The organism is Kibdelosporangium philippinense (genome assembly GCF_021390435.2).
Classification (GTDB): Bacteria; Actinomycetota; Actinomycetes; order Mycobacteriales; family Pseudonocardiaceae; genus Kibdelosporangium; species Kibdelosporangium philippinense.
Map to the genome: position 1 here is coordinate 2,107,566 of NZ_JAJVCN010000002.1, position 24,206 is coordinate 2,131,771.

Annotated in this window: 17 protein-coding genes and 1 pseudogene; 11 read left to right on the top strand and 7 right to left on the bottom strand. The window is 65.7% G+C overall.

The window, feature by feature from the left end; genetic code table 11:
* Positions 1–8 precede the first annotated feature (8 nt).
* A complete protein-coding gene (locus LWC34_RS28565) occupies positions 9–1,352 on the top strand; it encodes an IS701 family transposase (protein ID WP_443667751.1) in 1,344 nt (447 codons plus the stop codon).
* Positions 1,353–2,039: 687 nt separating this feature from the next.
* Positions 2,040–3,224 carry an ISAs1 family transposase gene (locus LWC34_RS28570; RefSeq protein ID WP_233722717.1) on the top strand — a complete coding sequence of 395 codons (1,185 nt, stop codon included), beginning with the start codon at positions 2,040–2,042 and terminating at the stop codon, positions 3,222–3,224.
* On the opposite strand, the gene LWC34_RS58910 is transcribed toward LWC34_RS28570, so the two are convergent.
* A complete protein-coding gene (locus tag LWC34_RS58910) occupies positions 3,214–3,438 on the bottom strand; it encodes a transposase (protein WP_372496624.1) in 225 nt (74 codons plus the stop codon). The genes LWC34_RS28570 and LWC34_RS58910 overlap by 11 nt on opposite strands.
* Before the next feature lie 870 nt (positions 3,439–4,308).
* Between LWC34_RS58910 and LWC34_RS28575 the strand changes: the two are divergent.
* Positions 4,309–5,043: pseudogene (locus tag LWC34_RS28575) on the top strand (ATP-binding cassette domain-containing protein); the annotation flags it as partial.
* A 251-nt stretch (positions 5,044–5,294) separates the two neighbouring features.
* Entirely contained in the window at positions 5,295–5,762 is a 468-nt protein-coding gene (locus LWC34_RS28580) for an ester cyclase (RefSeq protein ID WP_233728191.1), read from the top strand.
* 3 nt (positions 5,763–5,765) lie between these two features.
* On the opposite strand, the gene LWC34_RS28585 is transcribed toward LWC34_RS28580, so the two are convergent.
* Together LWC34_RS28585 and LWC34_RS28590 are read right to left on the bottom strand one after the other, a co-directional pair.
* Positions 5,766–8,564 (bottom strand): helix-turn-helix transcriptional regulator, encoded by a 2,799-nt coding sequence (locus LWC34_RS28585; RefSeq protein ID WP_233728192.1) that lies wholly within the window; start codon positions 8,562–8,564, stop codon positions 5,766–5,768.
* 13 nt (positions 8,565–8,577) lie between these two features.
* Entirely contained in the window at positions 8,578–11,307 is a 2,730-nt protein-coding gene (locus tag LWC34_RS28590; protein ID WP_233728193.1) for an ATP-binding protein, read from the bottom strand.
* A gap of 118 nt (positions 11,308–11,425) precedes the next feature.
* Between LWC34_RS28590 and LWC34_RS28595 the strand changes: the two genes are divergently transcribed.
* Genes LWC34_RS28595 through LWC34_RS28605 form a run of 3 tightly spaced genes read left to right on the top strand, consistent with a single transcriptional unit; the run spans position 11,426 to position 16,130 of the window.
* Positions 11,426–12,592, top strand: a complete 1,167-nt coding sequence (locus LWC34_RS28595; RefSeq protein WP_233728194.1) for an acyl-CoA dehydrogenase family protein — start codon at positions 11,426–11,428, stop codon at positions 12,590–12,592.
* Positions 12,589–14,577 (top strand): acetate--CoA ligase family protein, encoded by a 1,989-nt coding sequence (locus tag LWC34_RS28600; protein ID WP_233728195.1) that lies wholly within the window; start codon positions 12,589–12,591, stop codon positions 14,575–14,577. The genes LWC34_RS28595 and LWC34_RS28600 overlap by 4 nt, the downstream gene beginning before the upstream one ends.
* Entirely contained in the window at positions 14,577–16,130 is a 1,554-nt protein-coding gene (locus LWC34_RS28605) for a thiamine pyrophosphate-binding protein (protein WP_233728196.1), read from the top strand. Before LWC34_RS28600 ends, LWC34_RS28605 begins: the two co-directional genes overlap by 1 nt.
* Here the strand turns inward: LWC34_RS28605 and LWC34_RS28610 are convergent.
* A complete protein-coding gene (locus LWC34_RS28610; RefSeq protein ID WP_233728197.1) occupies positions 16,106–16,714 on the bottom strand; it encodes a TetR/AcrR family transcriptional regulator in 609 nt (202 codons plus the stop codon). The genes LWC34_RS28605 and LWC34_RS28610 overlap by 25 nt on opposite strands.
* Before the next feature lie 2 nt (positions 16,715–16,716).
* On the bottom strand, positions 16,717–17,898 hold the full coding sequence (locus LWC34_RS28615; RefSeq protein WP_233728198.1) for a Glu/Leu/Phe/Val dehydrogenase dimerization domain-containing protein: 1,182 nt from the start codon (positions 17,896–17,898) through the stop codon (positions 16,717–16,719).
* A 128-nt stretch (positions 17,899–18,026) separates the two neighbouring features.
* Between LWC34_RS28615 and LWC34_RS28620 the strand changes: the two genes are divergently transcribed.
* Positions 18,027–19,103, top strand: a complete 1,077-nt coding sequence (locus tag LWC34_RS28620) for an APC family permease (RefSeq protein ID WP_233728199.1) — start codon at positions 18,027–18,029, stop codon at positions 19,101–19,103.
* Positions 19,104–19,109: 6 nt separating this feature from the next.
* On the opposite strand, the gene LWC34_RS28625 is transcribed toward LWC34_RS28620, so the two are convergent.
* Positions 19,110–19,961, bottom strand: coding sequence for an IS5 family transposase (locus LWC34_RS28625; RefSeq protein ID WP_233722595.1), 852 nt, complete (start codon positions 19,959–19,961; stop codon positions 19,110–19,112).
* 85 nt (positions 19,962–20,046) lie between these two features.
* Between LWC34_RS28625 and LWC34_RS28630 the strand changes: the two genes are divergently transcribed.
* Both LWC34_RS28630 and LWC34_RS28635 read left to right on the top strand, forming a co-directional pair.
* Positions 20,047–20,502: a hypothetical protein gene (locus tag LWC34_RS28630; protein WP_233728200.1), complete on the top strand. Its 456-nt coding sequence runs from the start codon at positions 20,047–20,049 to the stop codon at positions 20,500–20,502.
* Between the two features lie 144 nt (positions 20,503–20,646).
* A complete protein-coding gene (locus tag LWC34_RS28635; protein ID WP_308200144.1) occupies positions 20,647–21,375 on the top strand; it encodes a metallophosphoesterase in 729 nt (242 codons plus the stop codon).
* Here the strand turns inward: LWC34_RS28635 and LWC34_RS28640 are convergent.
* Positions 21,361–23,184 carry a sensor histidine kinase gene (locus tag LWC34_RS28640; RefSeq protein ID WP_233728202.1) on the bottom strand — a complete coding sequence of 608 codons (1,824 nt, stop codon included), beginning with the start codon at positions 23,182–23,184 and terminating at the stop codon, positions 21,361–21,363. The genes LWC34_RS28635 and LWC34_RS28640 overlap by 15 nt on opposite strands.
* A 195-nt stretch (positions 23,185–23,379) precedes the next feature.
* Here LWC34_RS28640 and LWC34_RS28645 point away from each other — a divergent pair, with 195 nt between their 5' ends.
* Positions 23,380–24,171, top strand: coding sequence for an SCO4651 family lipoprotein (locus tag LWC34_RS28645; protein ID WP_233728203.1), 792 nt, complete (start codon positions 23,380–23,382; stop codon positions 24,169–24,171).
* The last annotated feature ends 35 nt before the right edge of the window (positions 24,172–24,206 follow it).

Consider the following 24,206-nt stretch of genomic DNA (forward strand, 5'->3'; position numbering starts at 1 on the left):
GGCGGAAACTGGGTGAGCTGTCCGAACGGCTGCGTTCGTGTTTTCGGCGGATCGAGCCGTTCGTGCAGGCGCGTAAGTACGTGCGGGCGGTGACAAGCGAGCTGCCGAAACGGAACGGCTGGACCATCGCTGAGTATGTCGGGGACCGGACACCGGATCGGACGCAGCGGCTGCTGAACCGGGCGGTGTGGGACGAGGCCGAGGCGATGGCGCAGATCCGGCGGTTCGCGGTGTCCGGGTTGGAGGAAGCGGCCCGCAAGGGCGGGCGCCGGCGCGGGAAGTTGGTGATCGGGGCGCTGGATGAGACGGGGCAGCAGAAGAAAGGTGAAGCCACCGCGGGTGTCAAACGGCAGCATCTGGGCTGCGCGGGTCGGGTGGAGAACGGGATCAACACGGTGCACCTGTCCTATGTGCGCGAAGGTGTCGGGCATGCGTTGATCGGGTTCCAACAGTGGATTCCCGAAGAGCACATCAGCGACCCGGTGACGTCGCTGCGCTCGGCGCTTCCCCTGGATCTGACGTTCCGCACCAAAGGACAGTTGGCCATCGACATCTGCACGACGGTGGCCGCGGACGGGTTCCGGCCTGATTTCTACTGCGGGGACGAGGTTTACGGCAGCTGCACCGAGTTGCGGGCCCACTTCGAGGCCGACAAGCAAGCCTATGTGCTGCGGGTTCAGAAGAACTTCCGGATCATCCTGTCCAGCGGCATGGAGCTGTCCTGCGACCAGGCCACGAAGACATTGCTGAAACGCGAGCGACAGTGGGAAATCCGCTCGGCCGGCAAGGGCTCCAAAGGCGACCGGTGGTATGCCTGGGCCTGGATCGCCACCAACTCGGCCCGCCACTACCTCCTCATCCGCAAACACCTGCGCACCGGCGAGTTGGCCTTCCACTACTGCTACGTGCCCGAAAGCGCACTGCTCACCAAGACCCGGCTGATCCGCGCCGCCGGGCTGCGTTGGCCTGTCGAGGAAGGATTCGAGTTCGGCAAAGACTGTTTCGGCCTGGACCAGGCTCAGGTCAGGCTCTACACCGCGATCGCCCGACACGCCGTGCTTGTATGCGCCGCTCTTGCGGTCTGCGCGGTCACCGCCGCACTGCTCCGCGACCGCACCGACAGTCAAGCCCCCGAACCCCTACACCCCGACCAGCTCCCACCCGCTGATCCCGGCCTGATCCCGCTCACCATCCCCGAAATCAAGCATCTGATCGCCGGCACCACCACACCCCGACCACCTGGACACGCAACCCACTGGGTGAACTGGCGCCGCAGGCATCAAGCACGATCACGCTGGTTCCACAAACGCGCCAGACTCGCCCGCGACATCAAGATCACCCAGGTCAGCTAACGAATGGCTGCTGCCGTAGTAGTGAGGCGTCGCCTCGGACCGCCGAGGTAGGTGGCTGAGCTGGGCTTCCGCGACCAGCTTGATTTTGGCCAAGCTCACGCAAGGACCTGCGGTCATGATCGGCAGACCGCCACCACCCGCTGCGCCGAAGTCCGATCATCCGTGATGACCGGCCGTGCCACTCCAAAGTGGCTGGTCAGACAACGAGTCTGTAGATATGGAGCGGGCACACTCGACGCTATGCCGCCGAAAAACTTGATTCAAATGTCGAAGTTCAAGGGGCCTAGTTGATCTAGGGGCGCGGTCGCGCCAGGCGTAGTAGCCCGAGCGAGACACGCCCAGCTCGCGGCACATGAACTCGATCGGGAAGTCACCGCACGCCGCCCAGTCCGCGATCGCAGCGAATTTCACTGCTTGTCTTTCGCGAACCAGGTCGCTACTTTTTTTGCGAACTCGACCTGCATCTTCAGCTCGGCGTTCTCCGCACGCAGCCGCTCCAACTCAGCGCTCTGAATCCTCCAATGGCGTGCTCGCCGAGGTATCGGACCCCCCAGGGCTAAAGCAAAGTCGGTTGATCTTGGGAGTGGTGGGGCGGGGTGAGGTTTTCCCTGGTGGGTAAGGAGATGCGGCCCTTCGATGGGACGATGTGAGTTCTCACGCTCTTGATCGTCTGTCGAAAGGCCGCTGGTGTCAGTGTCGCATGCCGTCTGCGTACCCGTCGATGCGTCGGTCATGATGGGCTCGGCTGAGCTAGCCGACTTGGTCGCGTTGCTGGGCAAGGTCGCCGATCCCCGTAAACGCCGGGGGATTCGGCATCACATCGCCACGGTGCTGGCCGTGACGGTGCTGGCGGTATTGGCGGGGGCGAAGAACTACCGGGAGGCCGGTGACCGGGCCGAGGACTTGCCGCAGGAGTTGCTGGAGCTGGTCGGGGCGCGGCGGAGCGTCCTATCGGGACGGCGTGTGGCGCCGAGCGCGGACACGATCCGCCGGGTGGTCGAGTCGGTGGACGCCGAGGCCGCCGACAGGCTGGTGTGCCACTGGCTGGCTGATCGAGCGATGGCCCTGGCCGGCGACGACGGCTGTGCTGGCTTCGACGGGGTGGCCATCGACGGCAAGGCCGTGCGTAATTCCGGTGGTGTGCGCCTGTTCTCGGCGATGCGTCACGGCCAGGCGGTGGTCATCTCGCAGATCCGGGTCCCCGACGAGACGACCGAGACCACGCAGGTCAAGTCGTTGCTCACGGGTATGGATCTGGCGGGTGCGGTGGTCACGGCCGATGCCGCGCACACCCAGCGCGACACCGCGCGGCACCTGGTGTCCGACAAGCAGGCGGACTACGTGCTTGCTGTCAAAGGCAACCAGCCGACCCTGTTGGCCCAGGTCCAAGCCCTGCTGCCGCCTGCTGCCCCAGGGTCGGAGGACCATGTGGACGACGAGCGCAGCCACGGGCGGATCACCCGCCGGGCCATCTGGGCGACCGTCGCCGAGGGCGTCGATTTCCCTCATGCCGCCCAGGTCTTCCGCATCCGCCGGGACGTGTTCAACCTCGCCGGGCAACGCGTCCACAAAGAGATCGCATACGGCGTGACCAGCCTGAACACCGAGCGAGCGTCCGCTCGGGACATTGGTGGCCTGGTACGGGGTCAGTGGGGCATCGAGAACAAAATCCACTGGGTCCGCGACGTCGTGTTCGCTGAGGACCACCAGCACGCCTACACCGGCAACGGTGCTCACGCCATGGCCATGCTCCGCAATCTGGCCATCGGCCTGATCCGCCTGGCTGGACTCACCGAGATCAAACGCACCCTGGAATGGATCGCCGCCGACCGCATGAGAATCCTCCCGCTCCTGGCCGCATCTACCCCCTGAACAGCAACAACGACTTTGCTATTGCCCTGTCGGACCCCCTGGCTTTCTTCACCCAGCTCCCCAACGTTATCGCGTGCACACCGATATTGCGTGCGACCTCGGCAATCGGCCGATGATCATCGATAACGAACGCTACCGCCTGAGCCTTGTACTCCTCGGTAAATCGGCGGCGTGTCGAACCCACTGATGCGTCTCCCGAACAATCGGGCGGCACCTAACCTTGTGTCCACCAAACCGGGAACGGTCCACTGATCCTCTTTATTGATCCATTCTGGAAGTGTTTTTCAGCCTTCGTGGGCGTGAATCTGGAATTCGAGTCCGCGCCCTGGTTGCTGGTTCGCGTCGGTTCCCGTCATTGTCCTGGTCCTATGATCAAGTCCTACGATCATCTGTTGCCGAATTTGGCTCTATGGGATCAAGGCGCGCGGCCGTCGGCGGCGCGCGCCACGCTCGGCGGCACGGGCCAATCCATCCCGACACGACCGGGCTCCCGCTCCGCTCCGCCCGGTCGGTCGACCGGCTGGGCCCCGAGCCGCCCGCGTGGATACCTGTGCCGACAGCGGCGCGTAGCTCCGTAGAGAAATCGGCGAGTCGACGCAGGTCAGAGCATGGAAGTCACCGCGGAATTGCTTCCGGCAGGTGGGCAAGTCGACGCCCGCCGACGTAGCGCCCGTACGACAAGAAATGGCCACGTTGGAGGACCCTCCCCATCAAGCGTTTAACACCGGGCCACCGGCATCAAGGGCGCCTACGGCGAGGCTGCGCCATGGTCGCAAGCGCCCACCCTTGACACCGCCGTCCCGGTGCTAACTGGCGGCAGGGGTGAGGGAAGGGGGTCGGGCAGGGACCGACCGAAACACCTTGCTCTCGCCCGTCACGCCAGGAGGACACCATGCCCGACCAGCTCTCGATCTGGACTCGATACGAGCTGAACCAGACGTTCGCACCGACCCGTCCAAAGAGGACCCACCCGGTCGCCGTCAGGCCGTCTACAGGCCGTCCGACGTCCAGCCGCGTTCAGCCGCAACCGGCCGCAACGAGCGGAAACCAGCAGGTCAAAGCAGGTGCGAAGGGTAACTTCGCCAGGCCGCGAACAACCAGCAATAAAATGGGCTACAACTTCTTCGGTGGCCGGGTACAGAAGCAGATCTCGCGGCGTGTCCGCAACGCGCAACATCGGCTCGACGAGCTGACCCGTACGCAGGTGCGTAAGCCTCCGGCACCGTTGCGATTCGCCGCAGCCCTGACCGCCGCGCCGCCCGAGGACAAGGTGGCACTGTCGGTGCGCCAGGTCCGGATTGCGGGCCGGTTGGCCATCGGCCAGCTCGATGTCGTGACTGGCGAGCGGCTGATGGTCTGTGGTGCGAACGGAGCCGGGAAGTCGACGTTGCTGCACGTGCTCGCCGGGCGGCTGGCGCCGGACGGCGGCGAGGTGCGGCGCGCTCGCGGCGTGCGGGTCGGTCTGCTGGAACAGGACGTGGAGTTCACCGAACCGGACAGGAGCCCACGCAGTCTCTACTCGGGCTCGGTGCCGCTTGCCGAGCTCGGCCTGGTCGCGCCGAAGGACCTCGACCGCCCGGTCGGTCACTTGTCCGTGGGGCAGCGCCGCAGGCTGGCCCTGGCCATCCTGCTCGGCCAGCCGCCTGACGTGCTGCTTCTCGACGAGCCGACGAACCACCTGTCGCTGAACCTCGTCGAGGAGCTGGAAGACGCGCTGCGCTCCGCGCCTGGCGCGGTCGTGATCGCGTCGCACGATCGCTGGTTGCGACGGACGTGGGAAGGAGCCGAGATGGTCCTTGCCGACGGCCAGGAGGCGTAGCCGCAACCTCTGCCCGGTGTGCACGTCCTTTTGGGCGGGTCACCGGGTATTTCCTGGATGCGGAAAGGGGAGCGAAGCGGAACGTGCGGCATGCCCTTCTGGCTACTTAACGAGTCGAGCTGGTTACGTTCGGCAGCAACTTACGTAGCGCTTGGCCAGGATGTGCGTAATTACCACGAAGCGCTGACGGCCGCTGTGCGTCACTATTGTCCGGGGCAAGGGGACCTCCTGGGGAGAGGGTCGAGGAAGCAATGACGGGGACCGCTCACTACAAACGCCTTGTATTGGAGCTATGCCGGGCGTTCAACGACGGGAAGATTTCCAGGATCGACGATTACCTGACGCCGGACTTCGCCGACCTAGGCGTGTCAGCGGGGCCGGACTGGTTCAAAAGCTCCATCCAGGCGTTGCGGCGCGCGTTCAAAGACGCTCGATGGGATGTGCTCGGCCTGGTCGCCGAGGGCACCACAACGGTTGTCCGGCTGCGGTTTTCCGGGGTGCACGTGGGCGAGTACCTCAACGTCGCGCCGACCCGGTGTGCCGTCAGCGTCGAGCAGGTGCACATCTACGAAGGCCGCGACGGCAGGCTGGCCACGCACTACTGCGTGCGTGACGACCTTGAACTGCTGGACCAGCTTGGCGTCCGGCCGGACACCACGATGGTCGGCGAGACCAAGCCGATGCGGAAAAAGAAGGTCACCGTCGCCGTGGCCTCGTAACGGTTAAGAGGCCTGACCAGCACGGATGACGGTTGCGGCGAGCGCGGCCCTTGACTCGACAGCCAGCTTTCCTCGGATGTTGGAGATATGGGTTTCGACGGTCCGTCTGCTCAGCCGCAGCCGATGCATGATGTCCCGGTTGGTCAAGCCGTCGGCGACAAGCTGCGCCACTTCAGCCTCCCGCGCTGTCAGCTGCGGGAGGCTGGCCTGCGTTGACGACCGCCGCGGCGCCATCACGTTGTGGCCCAACGTGCGCAGCCGTCGGTAGACACCGTCACGGCGCCAGGCCATGCCGTAACGCTCGTACAGACGCGCGGCCTCGGTCAGTTCCTTGATCGCAGCGGGGACGTCGCCGGCCGCGGCCAGCGCCCTGCCCAGGATCTCGCGGCTTTCCACTTCCGGCATCAGGTGGTCCGTGGCCTGGAAGGCCGACGCGGCCTTGGTCGCGTACTCGATCGCCGCGTGCGGGTCACGTTCGGCCATGCGGATCGTGGCGTGGCAGAACGCGATGTGGCCCGCCCGATTGGCCAACAGCTCGCCACCTCGGCAATCGGCTACGGACTGTTCCATCCACTCGATCCAGCGCCGGGCCTCGTCCGAGCGTCCGCGAGCCAGTTCGGCGGCGACGAGCCCGCGCGCGAAAACGGGCCGATGCAAGGGATCCAGCAACGGCAACTCCGGCCCACCGGACAGGCGCACCAAATCGGCCACGCACGCGTCAGCATCGCCGTTGATCAACCAAGCGCCGCCCAACGCACAGCCCGCGACCGCCGACCACCAGTCCAACGTGTCACCGCTCGCCCTCGCGGCCCGACGACCGGCCCGCAACGCGAGATCATGGTTGCGGCGGCTCGTTTCCACCATCGCCTGGACCGTGTACGACGACACCCGCAGCTTGTCGCTCGCGGACAACTCGGCGACCTCCACAGCCTCAGCCGCAGCTGCGCTCGCTTCGGCCAAGTCGCCCAACAGCAACTGAGCCATGGCTTTCCCGGTGAGCAAGTACACGAGTTGCTGGCTTTGCCCAGTGCGTGCCGACAATGCCAGCCCACGGTCGAGATGCCGCAAGGCGACGCGTGGCTTGGCCAGGTACAGCTCGGCCCAGCCCAGCGTCGCAGGGGCGTTCAGGTTGGCGGCCAGTTCGTCATCGGACAGCTGGTCAAGGAGCATGGCTGCTGTTTGCTGCCACTCAAGCGCGGTGGCCGCGTCCGACGCGCCGTACGCGGCGAGAGTGTGGACGCAGCACGCCTCGGCTTCCATGGCGCGGTCGCCCAGCTCGCGCGCGATCGCCAGCGCGTCGTCGATCCAGCGGATCTCGATCTGGAAATCGCAGCTGATCAGTCCCACCGAGCCAAGCTCCAACTCGAGGCGGGCCTTCTCGCTGCGATGGGTTTCCGGCAGGCGCTGCAATTCGGCCAGCAGCAGGCCGCGAGCTTCGGGGTGGTGGCCAAGCAATTGCTCGACGCGCGCACACGACACCACAGCAGCCGCACGCCGTGCGGGCTCGTCGGCTGGCAACTGATGCAGCACGGCCTGAAGGACGTCGCGGCTTTCATGCACCGAGCCGCTCAGCAACAACGCGTGCCCGTATTCGGCGAGCAGCCGCAGTCGTTGATCCGCCGCGGTTTCCGGAAGAAGGTCGATCGCTGCCCGCAACCACTGCGCGGCCGTGGCTGGGCCATGCGCGAGCGCCTCCTGGGCTGCGCTGGTGAGCAGGTCGATCGCTTCCTGGTCACCTACTTGCGCCACCCGCATCACATGCGGAGCTTGCTGGACAAAGGGCGCGTTCACCAGGGCTTTGGCCGCTCGCGTGTGCGCTCCGTGCAACCAACCCCGGCTGGCGGACCGGTAGGCGGCACGCCGGACGAGCGGATGCCGGTAACGCCATTTGTTTCCGTCAGAGCGAACCAGATCGCGTGCGACGAGCCCGTCGAGCGCGGTCCTCGCCTCCGCCGTTGACAGCTCAGCCACCCGCGCGACCGTGTCCAGGTCCAGTGGCTCGTCCAATACCGCTGCGGCGTGCGCCGTCAGTCGCTCCGGTTCCGCGAGCACCGCCAGTTCCGCGTGCAACACGGCGTCGAACGAAGCCAGAGTGCCCACTTTGGACAATGCATCGAGATAGAGCGGATTGCCACCGCTGAGGTCGTAGAGTCGATTGAGCCGGTGCTGGGACACATCCGGGCCGACCAACTCGGCAGTCTGCGCCCGAGACAGCGGTGCCAGATCGACAATCTCGCTGTTGCCTCCGGCGAGCGCGGCGGTCAGGTGCGGCGGCTGCTGGCGCGGTCGATACGCCAGCACGATCACCATCGGAACCTGCGGTGGACGTCGCAGCAACCGTCCCAGCAACTCGGAGGTTGCTTCGTCGGCCCAGTGCACGTCATCGAGCGTCAGGACAAGGCCGCCGGGAGCGGCCAGCCACTCCAGCAGTTCGCTAAGCGCCGCGTGCACCCGATACCGGCCACCGCTGGCCGGACGTTCGGCGGGTGCGAAGTCCTCGATGGACGGCAGGACGTCGGCCAGCAGCGCCAGGGACTGGTCATCCAACGGTGGACGGCAACCGACGAGTACGTCATCGATGGCGTCGACCAGCATGGAAAACGGCACGGTGCCGGACAGTTCCCCGGCTTGACCAGCGAGCACGCGGTGGCCCTTCGCGGACGCCACTGCCCGGAACTCGGCCAGCAGGCGGGTCTTGCCGATGCCTGGTTCGCCGACCACCTCCGCGACGCACAAGCCCGGGCGAGCCAAGAGTGCCGTCAGCACAGCCAGTTCGTCCGCCCGCCCCACGAAGTGCGCCATGGCCTCCATATCCCTATCCGCCGCGTGTGTGTTGCGCCGCCAACGCGGCACGTGAAGAAACTCCCAGTTTGGCGTAAATCCTCGTCAGATGCGTGCCAACCGTGCGTTCGCTGATCACGAGTGTCTCCGCGATCTGCCGATTGGAGTTGCCGGACGCGACCAGCTCGGCGATTTGCTGTTCCCGCGCGGTCAGGGTTTCCGACCCGGCTGCCCGCCGGCCGAGCTGGCGGAGTTCCCGGGCCGCCTGCGCGGCCAGGACTGGCGCCCCCGTGGCCGTGAGCAGCGCCGCGGCTTTCTCCAGCTCGCCGACCGCTTCCGCCGACTCGCCCAGTGCTGCCGACGCCCGGCCCGACGCCAGATGCGCCCGTCCAGCGTCGAACCGCATGGCAACCTGTTCGAAGGCCTCGATCGCCGCCAAGGCCTTTGCCTTGGCGACACGGTTCTCGCCTGTACCCAACCCGGCGTTGGCGGCCGCGAGATAGGCCAGCCCGACGCGCATCGGCAGGTCAGGATGGATGGTCTGCTCAGCGCGCCATGCCCATTCCTTGGCTCGGTCCGCGTTTCCCGCCGCCAGGTCGAGCCTGGCGAGCTCCTCGTAGCGAATCGGTCGGCTGTACAGGTCGGTCTTGGGCAACTCCGGGCCGCCGAGGAGGTCCAACACGACGTCCGTCCGGTCGAGCTGGTCGGTCACGACCGCCGCCGAGTAACGGGCGCTGCCTGGCGGGAACGACAACGCGTCGCCAGGGCCCTCGACGGCCGATCGCGCAGCCTCTGCGGCTCCTGCGAGATCACCGGCTGCGAGGCGTGAACGGCTGGCGACGAGCAGCGCGGCACCACGGAACGGCTCGCTGCCCTGGTCCAACGCGAGCGACGCGCAGGCCTGGGCGTCGCGGTCCGCCTCTTCGAGCCTGCCGAGCCAGCGCAGCAGGACCGCTCGGCTGACCAACAGGTGCGGCAGCACGTACTGGCGGCCGGTGTTCATGGCCAGCGCGATACCTCGGTCGGCATGACGCAGCGCGTCGTCGAATCGGTCCAGGAATCCTTCGGTATGGCTCAGCCATGCCGCCAGGTCGATCCACTCGCCGATTTCGCCGTCCGGCAGTCCGTCGAACAGTTCCTTCGCGGCGTCACAACTGGCGAAGGAACTGGCCAGATCGCCGCCGAGGTAGCTGGCCCACGAGCGCAGCGTGAGCGTCGCCGCTTCCAGCACGCGGTCCGCCGACCGGTGGGCGAAGTCGAGTACCTCGTCGAGAAGGTCGATGTCTTGGCCGAACTCACCGCGAACGACGCTGTTAAGAATCACTTCAAGTTTCAGCCTGGCCGAACCAATGGTGTGCGTCCCGTCGGGCATCTCGGCGAGCAGCACCGAACGGCCAGTCTCATAGTTGCCGAGCAAACGCTCAACCATGCCACACAGGGTCGCCGCGGTTCTCCGGGTTTCCTCGTCCTCGCGAGGAAGTTCGGCCAGCGCGCTGCGGAGCAATTCGCGGCCTTCGACCAGGCGCCCGGTGATGGCCATCGCGTGACCGGTCATGGTCAGCAGTCGCTGCCGGAGTTGGGGCTGACCGTCAGGCAGCAGGTCGAGCGCAACGCCGAGCCAGTGCGCTGCGGCCGCGGGCGTTTCGCGCATTGTCGAGGCGGCGGCACGAACCAGGGTGCTGATCGCGTCCAGATCCCCTGCGCGCGCGGCGAGTGCGGTGTGGTGCGCGCGCACAGCCACCGGGGCGTCTCGCCGCGCCAGCTCTGCCGCGGCCCGGCCATGGGCGAGACGCGTCCAGACTTCGTCTCCGTCCAGGTAGGTGATCTGACGGACAAGCGGGTGCCGGAATCGCAACCTGCGCTCGTCGTCGGCCCGGACCAGATCACGGGCCATCAGGTCGTCGAGCGCTTCGAGAGTGTCGGTGGTGTTGAGCGCGGCGATCGCAGCGACCAGCCCTGGCTCGAATGGATCGCCTGCGACCGCCGCTGACCATGCGACCAGCCGAGTCACGGGCGACAGCCCAGTGAGCTCGTCGAGCAGTGACGCTGGCGCAGTTCCGCTCGGCGGTGTGGTCAGCAATCGCAGATAGAACGGGTTGCCGCCGGACGCTTGATGCAACGCTTCGGACCGCTCGGGCGGGATGTCCTCGCCGAGGATTTCGGCGAACTGGTCGACCGTCAGCGCGTCCAGCATGATTCGCTCGGCGTCGCCGTCACGGACCGCCTGGTCGATGGCCGCAGTGACCTGGGCGGACGCTTGTGCGGGCCGGTATGCCAGCACAAGGAGCACCGGCCCGGCGGGCGGGTGGCGCAGCAGATGAGCAAGCAGTTCGGCAGTGCCGTCGTCGACCCAGTGCAGGTCGTCGAGCAGCAGGACCAAGCCTGCGGGTTTGGCCAGCGACTCGAGCAATGCCCGGATCGCCCGGTGTACCCGGTATCGCTCGACATCCCCGGTTCGCGGACCGAGTTGCGGGAACAGCGGAGCCAATGCGGCTCGCTGCGATTTTCCGAGATCCGCTGGGCGGACGTGCTCGGTGAGCGCCTTGGTGATCGTGCTGAACGGGACTTGGCGGCTGCGCTCGGTCGATCGGGAGCCCAGTACCAGCATTCCGTGGTGCACGGCGTGCACGCGCATTTCGTCGAGCAGGTGGCTCTTGCCGATGCCCGGCTCGCCGACGACCTCGATGACCCACGGTTTGGTACCTAGCCGGTCGAGGGTGGCCTGGAATCTGGCCACCTCGTCCGCCCGGCCGATCAAGGTCATGCCGCGAAGTATCACAGGGTCGCACCGCTGGTGACAGTGCTCGGAGCCTCTTGACAAAGCCTTCCGCTACCAGCGAAGTTATATAACTGACTGGCCAGTTAATTTTCGGAGGAGCTTCATGGCCCGAGTGGTTCGTGACGCGGTGCAACTGACCGGCGAGCAGCGTCAGTTCCTCGACCTCGCAGCGGAGTTCGCCGCACGTGACATCAGGCCCGTGGCGCGGGCGGTGGACGACGCGCAGGTCGAGTCTCCGCTCGAGCTGTGGCGGGCGGCCGCGAAAATCGGCCTCACCGCCTTCATGCTGCCCGCGGAGGTGGGCGGAGGCGGCGTAACCGACCTGCTGACCCAGGCGCGCGTGCAGGAAGAGCTGTGCCACGGTGACATCGGCATCGGAAACCTGGTCACCTCCAATGGTTTCTACGCCGCGCCGATCCTGGAACTGGGCACCGCCGAGCAGCGCGGCCGCTGGCTCGAGCCCCTGTGCAGCGACGACCCGCCCCTCACAGCGCTCGCAGTCACCGAACCCGACGTCGGCTCGGACGCCGCCTCTCTGCGCACGACGGCGGTAAGAAACGGCGACCATTACGTCCTCAACGGACAGAAGGCGTGGATTTCGAACGCGCCCTACGCGCAGTCGTTCGTCATCTTCGCCACTGTGGCACCGGGCTCGCGCAGCAAGGGAGTCACCGCGTTCGTGGTCGAGCGCGATTCCGAGGGATTGACGGTGGGCAAACCGATGCGCAAGCTCGGGCAGCGCGCGATCGTCAACGCCGAGGTTTTCCTCGACAACGTCAAGGTTCCGGTGGCCAACCGGCTCGGCGACGAAGGCCAAGGTTTTTATGGGTTGATGCGGACGTTCGACGCGTCACGGACTCTGATCGGCGCCGCGACCACTGGCCTGTCCCGTGCCGCACTCGACCTCGCGACAACGTATGCCAAGGAACGTCAGCAGTTCGGCGTGCCGATCATCGACCACCAGGCGGTCGCGTTCCGGCTCGCCGACATGGCGACCAAAGTGGACATCTCTCGGCTGCTGACGATGCGTGCCGCTCAGCTCTTCGACGCTGGTGAAGACGTCACGTCCGAGGCGGCGATGGCCAAACTCGTCGGCTCGGAGAACGCGATGTGGTGCACATGGGCGGCCGTGCAGACCCTCGGCGGGTGGGGCTACTCGCAGGAGTTCCTTGCCGAGAAATGGCTGCGGGACGCCAAGTTGGAGGAGATCGAGGAAGGCACCTCGGACATCCAGCGGCTGGTCATCTCCCGTCGGTTGGCCCGGTCGTGACCCTCGACGTCTTCCGTGATCCCAGGTCGGTCGCGGTGGTCGGCGCGAGTGACCACCCCGCGAAATGGGGCCACTGGCTTGGCCGCGGCGCGTTGACCGGCGCACATCGGCGTACCGTGTACATGGTCAATGCCAAGGCCGACACGGTTCTCGGACAACCTGCGTACAAGCGGCTCGGCGATCTTCCGGAAGTGCCCGATCTGGTCGTTCTCGCGGTGCCAGTGACTGATTCCGTTGTCGACGAGGCGATCACCCTTGGTGTTCGCGGCGTGCTCGACATCTCGGCAGGGAGGGCATCCAGTAAGGATGTTGCTGCGCGGGTCCGCGCGGCGGGCGTACGCATGATCGGCCCCAATTGCCTTGGGCTGTACGACGGGTCCGCCGACCTGAGGCTCGCCTGGGGAACCTTCACCGGTGGCTCGCTGGGGATCGTGTCGCAGAGCGGTCAGCTTGGCGTGGAAATCGCGAACCTGGCAGCGTCTCTCGGCGTCGGCGTGTCCCGGTTCGTCTCGGTAGGCGATCAGGTGGACGTCACGGTCAACGACGTGCTGGCCGATCTGGTCGATCACGAACCCACACGTGCAGTCGCCTTGTACGCAGAGGACTTTGGCGACGGCCGGGCACTGATCGGCGCGATCGCGGACCTATGGGCCGCAGGCAAACCCACCCTTGTTCTCACGGTCGGTGCCAGCGCCGCGGGCCGCGAGACGGCACAGTCCCACACCGGTGCTCTGACCGCGCCACTCGATGTTGTCGACGCGGCCTGCCGCGCCGCCGGTGCGATTCGGGTTCGTACACCTGCGGAACTGGCTTCGGTGGCGCATTTCGTGCTCAGCACGAAGGTCAACGGCGACCGGGTCGCGATCTTGACCGACAGTGGCGGGCAGGGCGCGATCGCGGCCGATATCGCGAGTGCGGCCGACCTGCAGGTTCCGCGGCTGTCCGAGGAGTTGACTGCCGAGATTTCGCGGTGGCTGCCTGAACGCGCCAGCAGTCGCAACCCGGTTGACCTGGCCGGTGTGGGCGAGCAAGACCTGTCCGTCTACAGCCGCATCGCGACGGCTCTGGCGACGAGCGGGGAGATCGACGCCGTCTTGATCACGGGCTACTTCGGCAGCTACGGCGTGGACATTCCGCAACTGTGCACCCGTGAACTCGATGTGGTCCAGGAGCTTGCCGCCAGCGGCGGAACAATCGTCGTGCACAGCATGGCCGCCGACGGTCCGACGGTGGACGCGTTGCGCGCCAACGGGATCCCAGTGTTTCGTGACGTCGACACGACGCTTGTCGCGCTGCGCGGGGGAGCGCGGGCAGCGAGGACGGAGCCTCGGAAGATTCCAGAAGTCAGTCGCCTGACAGGCGAAGTCGGTTCCGGATACCTCGCCGCGAGGGAACTTCTCGCTGACGCAGGCGTCAGTTTTCCGCCGTGTGCCCAGGTCGACGGCGTGGTCCAGATTCCGGGCCTGCAAGCGCCCTACGTGCTCAAGGCCGATTGGCTCACACACAAGACCGAGGTTGGCGCTGTGGTCCTTGGGCTGCCGGACGAAGCCGCGGTCGCTGATGCGCACGGGCAACTCGTCGCACGCCTAGGGGCAGGCCGATACGTAGTCGAGGAGATGGACGTCCGCCCAGATGCAATCGAGTTGATCATCGGCGCCCACCGCGACGCGTCATTCGGTCCAGTGGTCATGGTGGGAGCGGGCGGCGTCACCACAGAGCTTGATCGGGATACCTCTGTGGAGCTGGCTCCCGTTGACATCGAGCATGCGCTGGCCATGGTCCGACGGCTGCGCTGCGCACCCTTGCTGGATGGGTGGCGCGGCAGGCCAGCCGTCGACGTTCAAGGCGTCGCCGAGGTCATCGTGGCGGTGTCCGAACTGATCGCCGCGCGCGAAGACATCGCCGAGCTCGAACTGAATCCCGTGCGGGTCACTGCGGATGGTCCGCTCGCGGTGGATGCGCTGGTGGTGGGAGTGAAGCCCTGATGCCGAAGATGAGCGGTGGTGAGGCGTTGGTGCGTTCTCTGGCCGCGCACGACGTCGAGGTGGTGTTCGGCATCCCGGGCACACACAACCTCGGCATCTACGCACATCTGGGCATCCAGCACGTGTCACCTCGACACGAGCAAGGCGCCGGATTTGCGGCCGACGGATACGCTCGCGCCACAGGCAAACCAGGGATCTGCATCACGACGAGCGGTCCGGGCATTCTCAACGCCGCGACGGCCGCAGCACAGGCCTATTCGGACTCTGTGCCGGTGTTGCTGATCTCGCCAGGCCCTCCGCTCGATCATCCCGGCCGTTGGGTCGGCATGCTGCATGAGGTCCGTGATCAGTCCGCCGCTATGGAAGCGGTCACCGCAGGCAGCCACCGCGTCCACAGCGTGGAAGAGATCCCGCTGGCAGTCGCGCAAGCGTTTGCCGAAATGTCTTCGGGACGGCCGCGTCCCCGGCACCTGGAGATTCCCTACGACCTGTTGGACGAGGTCGCAGACACACAGATCGTCGCTCCGATCCCGGTCAGCCCATCCGTGCCAGACCCGACCGCGGCTGCGGCGCTTCTGCGTAGTGCGCGTCGTCCCGGGATCATCGTCGGCGGAGGTGCACGCGGCGCCGCCGCTGAGCTGATGGCGCTCGCGACACGCCTGGCCGCCCCCGCGCTGGCAACCGCGAACGGGAAAGGAATCCTGCCCGAGGACCACGAATACTCCCTGGGCGCGGGGCTGCACCACCCGGCCGCTGCCGAGTTCATCGCCGACTGCGACGTGGTCCTGGCGGTTGGCACCGAACTGGCACCCGCGGACCTCTGGAACGGACCGTTCACCTTCACCGGCAAGCTCATCCGAATCGACATCGATCCGGCCCAGGTCGTCACGAATGCCCAACCTGGCATCCCGCTGGTCGGCGACGCCGCACCGACCATGGCAGCGATTGCGGGAATGCTGGACTCGCGTGCTGATCTTGAGCGTGCTGCCACATGGCGCGCCAGGATTGCCATCGAAGCCGCCAGTGAGGGCGCCGCGTGGTCGCCACTTGTCGACGCGTTGACCGAAACGTTGGGGCGAGACGGAATCTTGGCTGGAGACAGCGCCATGGCCTGTTATTACGGCGCCTACTCCAACTTGCCGCGATACATGCCGGGATCGTTCTTGTATCCCACCGGACTTGGCACGCTGGGCTACGGCCTGCCTGCCGCCATCGGAGCCAAGCTCGGCCGGAAGACCGCGCGAGTGGCCGCATTGCACGGCGACGGCGGCTTTATGTTCAGTGCTCCAGAACTAGCAGCGGCCGCGGCGCTGGGCCTGCCCATCGCGGTGATCGTGGTCGACAACGGCGGATACGGGGAGATCCGGCGGGAAATGATCGCGCGCGGGAACAACCCTGTCGCGGTGGACCTGCCCTCACTGGATTTCGCGGCACTGGCGCGATCCTTGGGATGCCACGGCATCTCGCAACCCGATGATCTGCCTGGCGTGCTGGAGAAGGCCTTCGACGCCGATCGTCCGACGTTGATTCACTTGCTGGAGGGAGAGGCCTGACTGAGGCCGTCGACATAGGCCAGGCACGTCGCCTTCATCCGCTGGACGGTCATGTTCTGCGAATGAAGCAGGACCTGGAACGCCATCCCGTCGATCATCGAGATCAGCATGTTGGCGAACTGGACCGGGTCGCCCGCGCGGATCTGGCCGCTGTCCTGGCCGTCACGGATGATGCTCGCGACCAGGCGTCGCCAGTCGCCGTACATCCGCTCGTTGAGTTCCTGCAGGTTCGGCTCGCGTAGGCCTTCGGCCCACAAGGCCGCCCACACGCGCCACGCCTCGATGGTCTCCTCGTCCACCGGCAGATAGGAGTCGATCACGAACCTGAGCCGGGAGAACGGATCGTCTGGAGAATCGAGGATCCACCTCCTTCGCTCCAACGACCTGGCGAAGTTGTACTCGAACGCGGCGTGCACGAGGTCGCGTTTGCTGTCGAAGTAGTAGTGGATCGTCCCGCCGCTGACTCCGGCTTGTTTGGCCACGTCGGAGACCCGCAAGTTCACGTATCCCTGCTCGGCGATCACCTGGCAGGTGGCACGCAGTATCTGGTCCTTGCGTTCGGCTTCGACGCTGGGGCGGGGCATGATCACACCGTACTTGGCCCGAATCGCCGCGAGATGACATCGGTCGCCTCGTCGGCGATGGCCGTCGCCGCGGCCCTGGGCGTGCCGCCATCCTGCGCGGCCCGGTCCAGGACGCGGTTGACCAACTTCCGCATGCTCTCGCGGATCTTGGTGAAGGCCGCCTCGGCATCGGCTTCGATGTCGCCGAAGAAAGTCCACCACCACCAGGAATTGGTGGCAGAGTTCGCCACGACGTCCGGAATGATCAGGACACCGCGTTCGGCCAGGTTTACCTCGGCAGCCGACGTCACCGGCATGTTCGCGGCTTCCACAATGAGCTCCGCGTGCACAGTGCTCGCGTCATCGATCGCGTACGAAACGGCCGCAGGGACCAATACTGACGCCTCGACATCGAGCCACGCCTCCAACGGCAACTCGCGGTCATCGGGGCGCAATTGACTACGATCAATCATGCCGAACTGGTCGCGGGTCAGCAGCAAACGCTCTACGTCCAGGCCGTTCGGATTCGCCACGACTCCTGCGGCGTCGGCAATTCCCACAACCGGGACCCCGGCCTGCGCGAGGAATCTCGCCGTCGCGCCGCCCATCGACCCGAATCCCTGCACGAACGCCTTCGGGGCAGCCAAGTTCAGGCGCTCGATGCCCACCAGCGCCGCCTCCGCGACACCGCAACCACCTACCAACTCGTCCAGCGCGACGCCGTCGACCGAGATCTCGAATGCATCGGCGAGTCGCTGGCGCGCCTTGGCTTCGTCGTCGAGCAACGGGTAGATGGCCTGGATGGACGACTGCATACCGAGCTCGGCCAGTACCTCGTCGATGGTGTCTCGGCGCAGGCCAAGGTCTTCGCCCATGGTCCAGAACCGTTCGATGTACGGCCGGACCGCCGTGAGATAGCGGCGCAGTACGTCAACCGCTGCCGGGTCGCGGGGATCGAAGTCGATGCCGCCCTTCGCGCCGCCGAGCGGGATGTACCGGCTGTCCGGGTCGTAGTTGAGGGCCTCTTTCGCGGTCATGCCGGCTGCCAGGCCGATGACCTCGTCGAGCGTGCATCCGGCACTCATCCGCAGGCCGCCGCTGGACACGCCGCGGACCAGACGGTCTATGACCAGGAACCCTGGCCGCCCGGTGACCGGGTCGTGCCAAGTCACCTGCAGGTACGGCGACTTAACTTGATTGACCACTCAGTCAGTATCGCCGCTGCGTCGACGCTGTCAAGAAGGGTGGTTCTCGGTCAAGGGTTGACACGACCGGGTGATGGTGGTCACTGTGTGCGGAATAACTGACTGACCGACCAGTTATGGAGGTCGCCATGGACACACTCGGCGCAGGGTGGCACGAACAACGCTCGCGGTTGCGTAAGTCGTTGCGCCGAGTAGACGTGGTTTTCTTCCTGCTGTGCACGCTCGTCGGTCTTGACACCATCGGCAGCGTCGCATCGAAAGGGCCACAAGGACTGACCTGGATGGTCATCCTCGCGATCGTGTTCTTCCTGCCCTACGGCCTGCTGGTCGCCGAGCTCGGCACGGCATTCCCGGTCGAGGGCGGCCCGTACGTGTGGACGAAGCTCGCCTTCGGGCGCCGCGTCGCCGGCATCAACCAAGTGCTGTACTGGCTGACCAATCCGGTGTGGGTCGGCGGAAGCCTGACGGTCATCGCGCTTGCCACCTTCGAGACATTCTTCGCCGACCTCGGGCAGGTCGGCACGTATGTCGTCGGCCTGATCTTCATCTGGTTCGGCGTGCTCGCGGTCGCCACGTCCTTGCGGGTCGGCAAATGGGTGCCGACAGCGGGAGCCATCGCCCGGATTGTCCTTCTTGGATTCTTCACGGTGTCGGTCGTCGTCTACGGCATCGAGAACGGCGTGCAACCCTTGACCGCCAGCGGTTTCACGCCGAGTTACGTCGGATTCATCGCACTGGTGCCGTTCGTGATCTACAACTACGTCGGTTTCGAACTGCCGTCCACCGCGACCGAGGAGATGCGGGATCCGCGACGGACCGTGCCATTCGCCATCCTCAGGTCGGGGTTGGGCGCTGTTTTGCTTTACGGTGGACCGATTCTGGGGATCCTGCTGGTAGTTCCCGCCGACCGGATCGGCAGCCTGTCCGGGTTCATCGACGCCTGCAAGATGGTGCTGACCGTGTACGGCGGCTCCATCGACCCATCGGGAACCGTCACGCTTACCGGTGCGGGGCAGGTGTTCGGGACGATCTGCGCCGCAGGCTTGATCATCGGTTTGCTCACCAGTGGCGTCGGATGGGCGATCGGCGCGCACCGAGCGCAGGCGGTGGCGTGTGCGGACGGTGCAGGTCCGCGTTGGTTAGGGGAGATTTCCGCAAAGCGGGGCACCCCGATCCGGGTGAACATCCTGTCAGAGGGCATCTGATCTTAGTTAGGCAAGAATGTCTGCTTTGGGTGGATCGTTTCGCCAGGTTTGGGTGGATTCCCCGGTCAGGGTGCGGCTCATTATGTTAGTCATCGCCCAGTGGACCATCGTGCGCGACCGCTGGGGCAGGGCTTCGTAGTCGCGCGCGAGTCGGCGGTGTTGCATCAGCCAGCCCAGACTGCGCTCCACTACCCACCGCCGGGGCAACACGTGGAATCCCTTGGCAGAAGGGCGTTTGACGACCTCAACCCGGATACCCCGCTGGGCTCCATGACGGATGACTGTGTTGTTGTAGCCACCGTCCACCCATGCCGCCGACACGGTCGGATGCGCAGCGGCGAGATGATCGAGAACCTGTTGCCCGCCAGCGGAATCCTGCACCGACGCCGCGGTCACGATTACCGCCAGCAGCAGGCCGAGCACATCGGTGGCGATGTGCCGTTTGCGGCCCTTGATCTTCTTGCCCGCGTCGATACCCTGACTGGATTCGCTGACATTGCAGGAGGTTTTCACGCTCTGCGAGTCGATGATCGCCGCCGTCGGGGCAGCAGCGCGGCCTTTCGCGACGCGGACTTGGTCACGCAACAGGTCATGCAGCGTTTCCGTTGTGCCATCGGCTTCCCACTTGGCGTAGTAGTCATAAACCGTCTTGCAGGGCGGGAAGTCGTGCGGCAGATACTCCCAGGCGATCCCGGTCCGGCACACGTACAGGATCGCGTTCACGATCTCCCGCAAGTCATGCACGCGCATCACGGTTCCCGGCCCACGCCGGGCAGCACGCCACGCCGTCAGCGTTGGCTCGATCAACGCCCAGCGAGCATCGGACAAGTCGCTGCGGTACGCACGCCGGGACCCCACAAGTTGATCAAGGTATCAGCCGTCACCCGACACAGACATATCGCCCCAACCAAGATCAGATGCCCTCTCAGGTGTCCTGGCATCGGTGACCATGGTGCTCGCACTGAGCCTCACCGGCGGTTCGTCGGAGAAGTACTTCGCGGCGGGACTTGGCCTGACCATCTCGATGACGTTCATCTCCTATGTGGTCACATTCCCCTCCCTGTTGGTGCTGCGCAAGAAGCTGCCCGATGTTCCTCGCCCGTTCCGCGTCCCTGGCGGATGGGGCACGGCGACAGTCGTGACGATGCTGCCGACTCTTCTTGTCGCATTCACCGTCGCCACATTGATTTGGCCAGGACTCGGTGTCGGCTGGTTCGGCACAGAGGGAAACCCCGATGACTCCTTGCCGACCGCGTTCGCAGGCGAACGTCTTTCGTACACACTCAGCCAGCTCATTCCACTAGGCGTCGCGCTCGCCATCGGTGTTCTGTTCGTACTGTGGGGGCGCCGACAGACCAAGACCCAGGATCTGGTCGGCGAGCTCCTGCCGACCCGCTGATCGTGGTCCGAGTTTGGCGCACTGAGTGAGCCACGGCGCTGACCAGCGAAAGAACATGGTGGCGCATGGGCAGCGTACGCAATACGGTCGTTCTCGGCGCGAGGCCGTGGCGAACGGGGGACTCTCATGCTTGTACTGGCCCACGTGAGCGACATCCATATCGACAGCGAACCGCGAAGCATCGAGCGCGCCGCCCGAGTCTTCGACTACCTCAAAGGGCTGCCCGGCGAGATCGACGCGATCCTGGTGACTGGCGATCTCGCGGACCATGGACTGGCCGAAGAGTACGAGACAGTCGCCAAGTTGTTCTCGGGGCCACGAACGCTCTTGCATTGCCCGGGTAACCACGACTCACGCGGCCCATACCGCGAAATTCTGCTCGGCGAGAGCGCCAGCGACGAGCCAATCAACCGGGTGCACCGGGTCGGCGATGCTGTGTTCGCCATGTGCGACTCCAGCATTCCTGGCCGTTCGGACGGATTCCTCGCAGAGGAAACACTGACCTGGCTGGAGACTGTGCTCATCGAAGCCGATGACACCCCGGTGTTCGTGTGCTTCCACCACCCGCCAGTGGTGCTGCACGTGCCATTCGTCGACGGCATCAAGCAACACGGCGAAGAACGACTAGCTGCCTTGATCATGCGGTATCCCAACGTCGTCGCGGTTCTCTGTGGACACGCGCACACCGGCGCGACCACCACGTTCACAGGATTGCCGCTGCTCGTCGCGCCAGGTGTCGTGTCGACCCTGATGCTGCCATGGGAGACCGACAAGATCGTCGATCTCGATGCGCCGCCCTCGATCGCCTTCCACATCCTCGATGACGATCACCGGCTCACCACGCACTATCGCGTGATCTCACCAAGGCTTTAGTGGCAGCACAGCTTCAACGGTTCCGCCATCCGGGCCAGGCCGGGCTTCGCAGCGGCCACCGACCTCCGCCGCACGTTCGGACATCGAGGCCATTCCGACGCCCGGTGACCAGCCGTTCGGGCCAGGCCTGCCGTCGTCTCGCACGAGAATGTGAAGCTCCTCGCCGACAGTGATCCGCACCCGGACGTTTTCGGCACCTGAATGCTTGGCCGCGTTGTTGAGAGCCTCCGCGCTGATCCGGTAGGCGGCGACCTCGACGGCTGCGGGCAGCTCCGGCATGTCAGACGGCGCGTCGACGCTGACCGTCAACGGACGCCCGCCTTCCTGATAAGACAGCCGCTCCGCCTCCCGGTGCAGTGCGCCGACCAGCCCGAGCTCGTCCAACGCGGGTGGCCGGAGCCCTTCGACCAGGCGGCGGATCTCGATGATCGCGTCGCCGATGTCGCCACGCAGGCGCACCAGGAGGTCCACCGCGGTATCCGGGTCTGACCGAGCCAGGTTCCTGGCGGCGTCCGTCGCGTACGCGACGCCGCTCAACGTCGGTCCTAGCCCGTCGTGCAGGTCGCGACGCAGGCGGCGCCGTTCTTCCTCGCGCGCGGCGACAATCCGCTCGCGTGACTGCTGAAGTTCCTCGGACAGCATCGTCGCCCGCAGCGCGACGCCGAGCGGAATCGCCAGGACGGACAGTACGTGCATGTCCTGGCCACCCAACCGGTTCTGGCCTGGACGGACACCAATGACAAGTTCGCCGCTCGCCGCCCCCGACGCTGCCAACGGAACCACTTCCAGCACGCTGGCCGCGGACCCAGACGCCGCGACTTCCCGGCCCTGCAACCTGAATGCCACATACGGAAGCTGCAACGCATCGCGGACGGCAGTGAGCAGGTCGTCCAACGAGCCCATTTCGGCGTCTAGACGTGCACTCAGCTGGCTCAACGCTCGAACAGGGTCACGACGGTGTCCATAGAGCGCGCGGTCGAGTACCCGCTGCAGCCGGACCCTGACCGGGTTGAACAACAAAGCCACGGCGACAGCGACGAGCGCCGCCGCACCCAGGTGAGTCTCAAGGTTCAAGTCCTGGCCGAGAAACAAGACCAAGCCGGAGTAGATCGCGATCACGCCGACGGACAGCAGCAGATAGAGCATGCCCCGGGAAACCAGAAGCCGGACATCCAGCAACCGGTACCGCAGGATCGCGACCGAGATGGCCACAGGGAGCAGCATGGATGTCAGGAGCAGGAGGCCAGGGCCGAGCCGCACCAGCCACGGCAGGAATGCCCACGCGTTCGCGATCACCGCGAGCACAAGCCACAGCAGTTGCCGACGCAGCACCTCGTCGCCGCGGTGATAACGCAGCACCAACGACGCCGAGACGGCGACGTTCAAACCCAACCAGGTGATTCTGGCCGCAGGCCAACCAATGATGACGAACGGCGTGGCCGCGACAAGCGCCCACGCAAGCACCGCCCACCACGGCCCTGGCAATCGCCCAGTAGGGAACACCAGCAGCGCCAGCGGCAGTATCAGGGCAGCGGACAAGATCCACGCCTGCTGCCCGACGACGTCGCCGAGCGGGAGTGCGAGCGCACTGGCTGTCTGGGCCCAGCTGGCCGTCAGCAACAACCACCCGATCGGGTTCGTTGGCCGTTGCGCGGAGAGCAGAGCACCACACACTGACAAGGCGATACCCATGGTCGTGTTGGCGGCGACCGGTTGCCAACTCGTCCCTTCCGCTGCGGCCAAGACCAGAGCGACCGAGATTCCCGCGACGGCGACCGCGAACATCCCCCAAGCCAGGCTGGTCGTCAAGCGGTGTACGGAAGGGGGCACCACGTAATACTCCGTCGTCTCGGCCGATTTGTCCTGGGATCGGCGTCCCGATCTCGTCCGGACAGTTTCCCGCCCTTTCCCGGGCCCGACCCCTGCCGTTTGGGTGTCCGGATGCTCCAGAGTTGTCGTTGTCGGGGACACGGCGCAGACACCTTGCCACGGAGGACTAAGCACATGCGTACACGAGTCGGCGTCATTGTCGCAGCCGCGTTGTGTGTGCTCGGTCTCGCAGGTTGTGGAACGGCGGCAGTGCCTGGCAGCCCGCTATCCGCTGGTGCCGCGGGGCAACCGGTCAACGCTGATCCGAAAGCACTGATCGCCAACGCCGCGAAGACTACGCGAGACGAGCTCAGCTGCAAGGTCGAGGCGAAGCTGGAGTTCAAGGGACAGAGCGGACTTGGCGGCTGGACCAGCACGGGCGCGTTCGACTTCAAGAGCAAGCGTTCCAAGGTCGAGTCCGTGATGGACATGGGCGGCAAGAAGATGACGATGAACATCCTCTCCGACGGAGACGCCCTTTACATGCGGACAGCCACGGAGGGCGGCCCGGCGCCGAGGTGGTCCAAGACCGACTTGAAGCAGCTGGAAGCCTCGTTGGGGCAACTGGGCGGTGGAACCAAAGGCGGGGGTGTCAGCGGCGACCCGATGAGGTTCATCGACGAGATCAAGGAGATTGCGGACGTCACTCCGGATGGCACAGAGAACGTGCGTGGCGTGGCCACAACCCGCTACAACGTGACCGTCGATCCGGCCAAGATCCCCGCCGATGACATGGACACGTCCGGTATTCCCGCCGACGCGTCCAGCGCCATGAAGCTTTTCGTCGACAGCAAGGGAAGGCTCGCCAGGTTCTGGATGTCGATGTCCGGTGACGGCGAGGGCGGATCGATGACTTGGGACTTCTACGACTACGGGGTTCCGGTGAAGATCGACATTCCCGCACCGACCGAGGTCGACGGCAACTGAACCACAGACTGCCGATTGCCGTCCCCCCCCCAGCC

Coding starts and splice junctions, on each gene's coding strand:
- LWC34_RS28580 (WP_233728191.1), top strand. CDS start 5,295: ATGACGGGGACCGCTCACTACAAACGCCTTGTATTGGAGCTATGCCGG.
- LWC34_RS28585 (WP_233728192.1), bottom strand. CDS start 8,564: ATGGCGCACTTCGTGGGGCGGGCGGACGAACTGGCTGTGCTGACGGCA.
- LWC34_RS28590 (WP_233728193.1), bottom strand. CDS start 11,307: ATGACCTTGATCGGCCGGGCGGACGAGGTGGCCAGATTCCAGGCCACC.
- LWC34_RS28595 (WP_233728194.1), top strand. CDS start 11,426: ATGGCCCGAGTGGTTCGTGACGCGGTGCAACTGACCGGCGAGCAGCGT.
- LWC34_RS28605 (WP_233728196.1), top strand. CDS start 14,577: ATGCCGAAGATGAGCGGTGGTGAGGCGTTGGTGCGTTCTCTGGCCGCG.
- LWC34_RS28610 (WP_233728197.1), bottom strand. CDS start 16,714: ATGCCCCGCCCCAGCGTCGAAGCCGAACGCAAGGACCAGATACTGCGT.
- LWC34_RS28620 (WP_233728199.1), top strand. CDS start 18,027: ATGGACACACTCGGCGCAGGGTGGCACGAACAACGCTCGCGGTTGCGT.
- LWC34_RS28645 (WP_233728203.1), top strand. CDS start 23,380: ATGCGTACACGAGTCGGCGTCATTGTCGCAGCCGCGTTGTGTGTGCTC.